This window comes from Collinsella aerofaciens (assembly GCF_039752955.1).
Taxonomy (GTDB): Bacteria; Actinomycetota; Coriobacteriia; order Coriobacteriales; family Coriobacteriaceae; genus Collinsella; species Collinsella aerofaciens_BI.
This window is the reverse complement of record NZ_JBDMHB010000063.1, coordinates 1-6,786: the sequence shown is the minus strand read 5'-3', so window position 1 is coordinate 6,786 and position 6,786 is coordinate 1. Positions and strand designations below refer to the sequence as shown.

Below are 6,786 nucleotides of genomic sequence, written 5' to 3'. Positions count from 1 at the left end.
GCCGAGCACAGTGCCGCAGCAATGTTGATTGGGGACAGACTTAAATGCGTGAAAACGCTCATTTAAGTCTGTCCCCAATCAACAGACGGCCCCATATCGCTCAAAAGAAAAAGCCTCCGCAGGTTTCCCCGCGGAGGCTTTCGCCACAAAGACTATTTGTCGGCGTCGGTGTCGGCATCGACGACGGCATGGTCATCGTCAGCATCATCGGATGCGGCTTCGGCATCCTCCTGCATGGCCGCCTGCGCAAAGGCCGCGGCATCAGCCGCCAGCTCCTCCTCGCTCATTCGAGGCACGCGCTTCTTGGTCGGCATGCCGGCCGCCTTGGCATTGCGCTCCTCCTTGGCCGCCAGGATATCGCCCTCGCGCTCAAGGTAGGCATTCCACTCGTTGTCGAGCAGGGCGTTCACGGCGTCGCCCTCGACGGTCTCGCGCTCAAGCAGCACCTTCGCCATCAGATCAAGCTGATCGCGACGGGCGTCCAGAATCTCGACCGCACGACGATGGGCCTCACGCATAATGCGCTGAACCTCGATATCGATGCGGCGCGCCGTCTCCTCGGAGTAATCCTGGTGATCGGCGTAATCGCGACCAAGGAACACCTGATGTTGCGCCTCGCCAAACACTTGCGTGCCCAGCTCCTCGCTCATGCCCAGGCGCGTGACCATCTCGCGCGCCATCTTGGTTGCGCGCTCCAGATCGTTGCTCGCGCCCGACGTAATATCATCGCACATGAGCTCCTCGGCAACGCGACCGCCCAAGAACACGGCGAGCTCGTCGAGCATCTCGTTCTTGGTCTTGAGGAAGTGGTCCTCCTGCGGAAGCTGCAGCGTGTAGCCCAGCGCCTGGCCGCGGCTGACGATCGAGATCTTGTGGACCGGATCGGAGTGCTCCAGGATGTGGCCCACCAGGGCATGACCGCTCTCGTGGTAGGCAATCGTGGTGCGCTCGGCCTCGGTCATCACGCGACCCTTGCGTTGCGGTCCGGCAATCACGCGCTCCATCGACTCCTCGACCTCGTCCATCGAGATCACGGAACGATGACGGCGAGCGGCCAGCAGCGCAGACTCGTTGAGCAGGTTCGCCAAATCGGCACCAGTAAAGCCAACGGTCATCTGGGCGAGCTTCTCAAACTTAACGTCCTCGTCCATCGGCTTGTTCTCGGCATGCACGCGCAAGATCTGCTCGCGGCCCTTCACATCCGGACGGTCGACCGTAACCTGACGGTCAAAACGGCCGGGACGCAGCAATGCCGGATCCAGGATGTCAGGACGGTTGGTCGCAGCGATCAGGATGACCGACTCGCTCTCCTCAAAACCGTCCATCTCGACCAGCAGCTGGTTGAGCGTCTGCTCGCGCTCGTCGTGACCGCCGCCCAAGCCAGCTCCGCGCTGACGTCCCACAGCATCGATCTCATCGATGAAGATGATCGACGGAGCCTGGGACTTGGCCTCCTTAAAGAGGTCACGCACGCGGCTGGCGCCGACACCCACGAACGTCTCGACAAAGTCGGAACCCGAGATGCTAAAGAACGGCACGCCCGCCTCGCCGGCTACAGCCTTGGCCAGCAGCGTTTTACCGGTGCCCGGAGGGCCCACCAGCAACACGCCGCGCGGAATCTTGGCGCCCAGCTTGCGATAGCGGCCCGGATCGCTCAAAAAGTCACGGATCTCCTCGAGTTCCTCGACTGCCTCGTCCACGCCGGCAACGTCTTCAAACTTGACCTTGGGGCGCGTGGCCTCGTTGGTCTTGGCGTTGGTCTTGCCAAACTGCATGTTCCTGTTGTTGGCGCCCATCATCTGGCGCATAAAGTAGAACATGATGGCGATAAGGGCGATCGTCGGAAGCACACTCATCGCCAAGTCGCCCCAAAAATCGGGATCGTTGGTGTTGACGATGTACTTGGTATCGGGGTGCTCCGCCATGAGCTCGGCAAGCGAATCGGAGCCGACATAGGTCGAGGAGAAGCTCTTGAGCTCGCTCGTATCGCCCTTGTCCTTCTTCGTCTTCCAGTAATGACCCGTCACGCTTCCGTCTTGAACCGTATAGGTCAGATCTTCGACGCGATCCTGCTTGATGGCGCTCACCATCTCGCTCGTCGCGAGCTTAACGGTATTGCTGGAATTGGCAAAGCCGGAGCCCATGTTAAAGAAGGCGTAGCCCAGAAGCGCGCAAGCCAAAATAAAATACAGCCAGCCCGTACGCGTGGGCTTCTTGCCTCCGGGCATCCCCGGGATCTTTGGGTCCCGGGGAGTCTGGGAATTGTTCTCGTTACGGTCGTCGGGCATCTTACGAATAAACCTCCGGTTTCAAAATGCCCAGATACGGAAGGTTACGATAGCGCTCGGCATAGTCGAGGCCGTAGCCCACCACAAAGGCATCGGGGCAATGGGTTCCAACATACTTGGGCGTGATGGCCGAGACGCGGTCCTCAACGTCCTTCCACAGGAAGGCGGCGACCTCCAGAGAAGCGGGCTTGCGGCTCTCGAGGTTCTTCATCAGATACTTGAGCGTCAGGCCCGAGTCCAGAATGTCCTCGACGATCAGCACGTCGCGACCGCGGATGTCGATATCCAGGTCCTTAATGATACGCACGATACCCGAGGACTTCACACCGTCGCCATAGCTCGAAACAGCCATGAAATCGATGTTGGTCGGCAGCTCGATCTTACGCATCAGGTCGCCCATAAAGACCACGGCGCCGCGCAGGACCGCAATCAGCACCAGATCCTTACCCGCGTAGTCGCGAGTAATCTGCTCGCCTAGGCGAGAGACGATACCGTCGATATCCTCCTGCGTGAACAGAACCTTCTCGATATCCGGATGTTGAGAAGCCATGACAACCCTTTCTTGTGCTTATCGCCCACACACCGCCGTATGGACGCGAACTACACATTCTAGCAGCGCACGGGGTAAATTTACCAGCCCGTGCGCCATCAGCGCGGGAATACCGTCAACGTCGCACAGAATAGCAGGCGTGGGACGCTATTCCGCATCGACCACGCGGAGCAGATATGCCACGCGCGTTGCGGCCGTGCACTTAAAACGCTCGTCCGCGCGAACTCCGGCGACCCACACCACGGCACCCCCCGGCGCCGTCCTCACCATGGGCACGCCGGCGCGCTCGGAAACGGGAATGCGAGCCTCGCCTAGCAAGTCGGATACTTTCTTGCTTCGGCCACTCATCCCTAACGGGCACATCACGTCTCCCGGTGTGGGACCGTCCACCCACAGGCGCGCCAATCGCGCCTCGGCTGGGATCTCGCCACGCGAGCCCGCCAGGATCCGCTCACTATCGCTGTCGGCAAAACCCAGGGCAGCCGCGTCTACCAAAGCTGTCACTTCCCCGGCAGCCGCAAGCTCACGGGCGCGGCGCACGATATCGCATCCCGGCTCAACGGCCATCGGTTCTGTGACCAGCATACGTCCCCCGCCCAACGGCAGACGACCGGGTACGGTAACCCAGTCCGCGACCAGGCCCTCGCGAGCCGCCGGCGCCTTAAACGCCAGCATGCCAAACTCAATGCGTGCGTCAATCCCCGCCGGAAGCGTGACCGAGCCGGCGCCCTCGGCAACGCAGGAAAGGACTCGCTCCACATGTCGCATCTCTGGACGAGCGTCCGGATCGATGCGCTTAATCGCCAGTCGCACGATGCGCCGCGCGATTACCACCTCGGCCGCAGCAAGGCGCCTGGCATCGAGCACCAGCGCGCCCGCCGCCTCCTTACGCAGGCAGCTTCGAAACGCCTGTGCCGAAAGCTGAGACAAAAACGCGTCCTCATCGCCTAAGATCTCGCAGGCGGCGCCAATCGTCTTGCAGACGTTCGCGTTGCGCTGCGCCACCACCGGCATCACTCGATGGCGCACGTAGTTTCGCAGATACGAGATATCCTCATTGCTCTCGTCTTCACGCCACGGCTGACCATGTACCTGTAGATAGCCCACGAGCTCGCCATGAGTTAGGTCGAGCAAGGGACGCACCACGATATTCCTCCGGCGAGGAATGCTCGATAGGCCAGCGGGCCCCGAACCCTTAATCGCGTTCATCAAAAACGTTTCCGCGCGATCCGAAGATGTGTGCGCGGTGCAGATACGAGCCGCCGTTCGCGGTGCCCCCGTCTGGGCGCAGAGCTCGCGAACATACCTCCGCGCCGCGGCATAGCGCACCTCGCGGGCCGCGGCCTCAATATTGCCCGACTCCCCATCAAAATAAGCGTGCTCCACGCACAGCGGTAAACCATATTTCGCGCAGAGCTCACGCACAAAGGCCTCGTCGCCATCGGACGCCTTGCCGCGCAGATGATGGTTTACATGCAGCACATGCAGGCGCTCGCGAGCAATGGGGGCAACACCGCGTCCGTCTTGGATATCCAGCTTTGATGTGCACGCCATAAGAAGCAGTGCCGTCGAGTCCGCGCCGCCTGATACCATGAGCACGACAGGAGCAGCCTGCTGCCTCGTCCGGGTCTCATCGACTGCCCCAGGCACGGCATGGTGTCCATAATGCTGAGATACCGTAGGCATTTTCTTCCTCCTCTATTCGTCCGCACCCATTGTATCCTTTGGAATCTTATGTCTCGTCTGCACCTTCATATCCTCGGCAGTGGCTCTAAAGGCAACTGCGCACTCATCGAGGGCCCGCAGGGGCTCATTATGGTCGATGACGGACTGTCTCGCCGCGAGACATTAAAGCGCATGGCAGAACTGGGACTCTCGACAGACAACGTCTCGGCTCTTCTCATTACTCATGAGCATAGCGATCACATCAAGGGCCTCAATGTCTGGTGCAAGCACTGGCACGGCCCCCTCTTTGCCAGCAGGGGCACTCTTTCGAACAAAGAAAATCTTTCGCATCTGTCTGTCGAGGAATTCGATCCCGGCGACACCCTGTCCATTGCCGGCATCCACGTGCAAACCTACTCAACATCACACGATGTCATCAATCCGGTCGGCTATCGATTCAATGCTCTCGATGATTCCATTGGGTTTGCCACCGACACCGGAGAGCTATCGAGCCAAGCCATGAAAACCCTCAAAGATTGTCGAGTCCTCGCACTCGAAAGCAACCACGATGTGACCATGCTGCGCGAGGGAGAATATCCCCGCTTTCTTCAGGAGCGCATCCTGTCTGCAAGGGGACACCTCTCCAACAGCCAAGCCGCCGAAGCCGCGCGCGAACTTGTTACCGATCGCACCGAACAGCTCATTGCCATGCATATCAGCCAAGATAACAATCGTCCGAGCCTTACCGTCAAAAGCTATGCCAAAGCTCTGGCCGCAACCCTGGATGACGAGGTCGGCAGCTCCGCAACCCTTCTCCAAGGATCGCGAAAACTCTCGATACGCCCTGCGAGTCAGTATCAGCCGGCGACCATTCAATAGACTGTCCTAGACAGCAAAAGGGGCCGAGAATCGCTTCCCAGCCCCTTTTGCTGTCTTTTAATTGCGCAGAACACCAACGAAGTTAGTCGATGGAGATCTTCGTAACGTTCTTCTTCTCGACGATCTTGGGAACCGTAACGGTCAGGATGCCGTCAGCGTACTTAGCCGAGAGGCCCTCGCTCGAAGCGTCCTTAAGATACACGCCACGCGTCGCGCTGTACGAGCTGAACTCCTTCTGCAGGAAGTTCTTGCCCTCGTTCTCCTCGTCTTCCTCGACATTCACGCTAATGGACAGACGGCCCTCGTTAAGCTCGACATCGATATCGTCCTTGGCGACGCCGGTCAGATAAGCCTTGACCTCATAGCCATCGCCCTTATCCTCAACGTCAACGGGGAACGCCTTAGAGGCAATCGAGCCGTTCGCTAGGTCACTCATATCATCAAACAGATCGAACAGCGAGCTTGCAGAGGGACGAACGCCAAAAACCGAACGATAAGGAACCATGCTTGCCATGTTTACCACTCCTTTATAGGACTGCCGAGTCATCTTCTAGGTGACTGGGACTTCTTTTGACGCTCTTATATATGCCCACCCGGTGCTCATATATACATTGACTATAAAGTTTTTTGAGTCCAGTACTATAAGCATATCTAAGTGTGTAGAACTAAGGTTTTAGGAAGGTTAAGGTTCTTTGAACCAGAGCTTAAATAACGAGTATGTCCACAGCTACAAATAACAAGGGGCTTACAATGAGCGCGTACACGTTGTTGGTAACGAGCTAAAGGGCATCATGGACGACCAAAACCAGAACAATATGTTTATGCCGACGCAGGGGGAAGATATTTCCACGCAGCCGCCACGGTTCCATCGCCCCCACATCTCGCAAGAGCCCATTAATGATGCAGAGCCCGAATATGTGACGAGAAATCGATATCAAACGCTCGAGGATGCCCAAACGCGACGTAAGCATATGGGCGTCGCATCGGGCGATCCCGTATATCTAAAAGATGCACCGTTATCAAAAAACAGCGCAATCAATGACGACCCGGCGAAAACGCCCATAACTCGGCAGCAAAGAGGTCCCCGACCTAAGCAAACCTTAACGCATTCGGCTCGTTATCTCGAGACGCCAAAGCAAGGGAAAACGATCTTCGTCTCATCAAGTAAACGACGTAAGCGGCATCGACTCCAATTCCTGCTTTTGATCATTGTGGTCATAGCAGTTGCCCTTGTGATTCGATTTATTGTCTTAAAATAAAAGCTCATTACCCATAAGCCCAACCGGGTTACAGGTGAACTGCAACGACATTGTGAAGTGTTAACGCAAAAAAGGGGGAGGCCGCGAGGCCTCCCCCTTCTCAGTTCAAGCGTACGGCTCGGTGCCGTCCACCGGTCAGCGGCGC

Annotated in this window: 6 protein-coding genes; 2 read left to right on the top strand and 4 right to left on the bottom strand. The window is 58.0% G+C overall.

What is annotated here, in order from left to right; genetic code table 11:
- Positions 1 to 152: 152 nt before the first annotated feature.
- The 3 genes from ftsH to tilS all read right to left on the bottom strand — a co-directional run bounded on the left by ftsH (position 153) and on the right by tilS (position 4,524).
- A complete protein-coding gene (gene ftsH / locus ABHR75_RS09475) occupies positions 153 to 2,228 on the bottom strand; it encodes an ATP-dependent zinc metalloprotease FtsH (protein ID WP_346964193.1) in 2,076 nt (691 codons plus the stop codon).
- A 61-nt stretch (positions 2,229 to 2,289) separates the two neighbouring features.
- A complete protein-coding gene (gene hpt, locus ABHR75_RS09470; RefSeq protein WP_035138721.1) occupies positions 2,290 to 2,838 on the bottom strand; it encodes a hypoxanthine phosphoribosyltransferase in 549 nt (182 codons plus the stop codon).
- Between the two features lie 147 nt (positions 2,839 to 2,985).
- Entirely contained in the window at positions 2,986 to 4,524 is a 1,539-nt protein-coding gene (gene tilS, locus ABHR75_RS09465) for a tRNA lysidine(34) synthetase TilS (RefSeq protein WP_346964192.1), read from the bottom strand.
- Positions 4,525 to 4,572: 48 nt separating this feature from the next.
- Here tilS and ABHR75_RS09460 point away from each other — a divergent pair, with 48 nt between their 5' ends.
- Positions 4,573 to 5,382 (top strand): MBL fold metallo-hydrolase, encoded by an 810-nt coding sequence (locus tag ABHR75_RS09460; RefSeq protein ID WP_346964191.1) that lies wholly within the window; start codon positions 4,573 to 4,575, stop codon positions 5,380 to 5,382.
- A gap of 82 nt (positions 5,383 to 5,464) precedes the next feature.
- Here ABHR75_RS09460 and ABHR75_RS09455 read toward each other — a convergent pair whose 3' ends face one another.
- Positions 5,465 to 5,896 carry an Hsp20/alpha crystallin family protein gene (locus ABHR75_RS09455; protein WP_195192729.1) on the bottom strand — a complete coding sequence of 144 codons (432 nt, stop codon included), beginning with the start codon at positions 5,894 to 5,896 and terminating at the stop codon, positions 5,465 to 5,467.
- 277 nt (positions 5,897 to 6,173) lie between these two features.
- On the opposite strand from ABHR75_RS09455, the gene ABHR75_RS09450 reads away from it, so the two are divergent.
- Positions 6,174 to 6,641 carry a hypothetical protein gene (locus ABHR75_RS09450; protein ID WP_346964190.1) on the top strand — a complete coding sequence of 156 codons (468 nt, stop codon included), beginning with the start codon at positions 6,174 to 6,176 and terminating at the stop codon, positions 6,639 to 6,641.
- The last annotated feature ends 145 nt before the right edge of the window (positions 6,642 to 6,786 follow it).

Bases quoted from the DNA above. Each gene is read 5' to 3' on its own strand.
- ftsH (WP_346964193.1), bottom strand. From the start codon at position 2,228: ATGCCCGGAGGCAAGAAGCCCACGCGTACGGGCTGGCTGTATTTTATT.
- hpt (WP_035138721.1), bottom strand. From the start codon at position 2,838: ATGGCTTCTCAACATCCGGATATCGAGAAGGTTCTGTTCACGCAGGAG.
- tilS (WP_346964192.1), bottom strand. From the start codon at position 4,524: ATGCCTACGGTATCTCAGCATTATGGACACCATGCCGTGCCTGGGGCA.
- ABHR75_RS09460 (WP_346964191.1), top strand. From the start codon at position 4,573: ATGTCTCGTCTGCACCTTCATATCCTCGGCAGTGGCTCTAAAGGCAAC.
- ABHR75_RS09455 (WP_195192729.1), bottom strand. From the start codon at position 5,896: ATGGCAAGCATGGTTCCTTATCGTTCGGTTTTTGGCGTTCGTCCCTCT.
- ABHR75_RS09450 (WP_346964190.1), top strand. From the start codon at position 6,174: ATGGACGACCAAAACCAGAACAATATGTTTATGCCGACGCAGGGGGAA.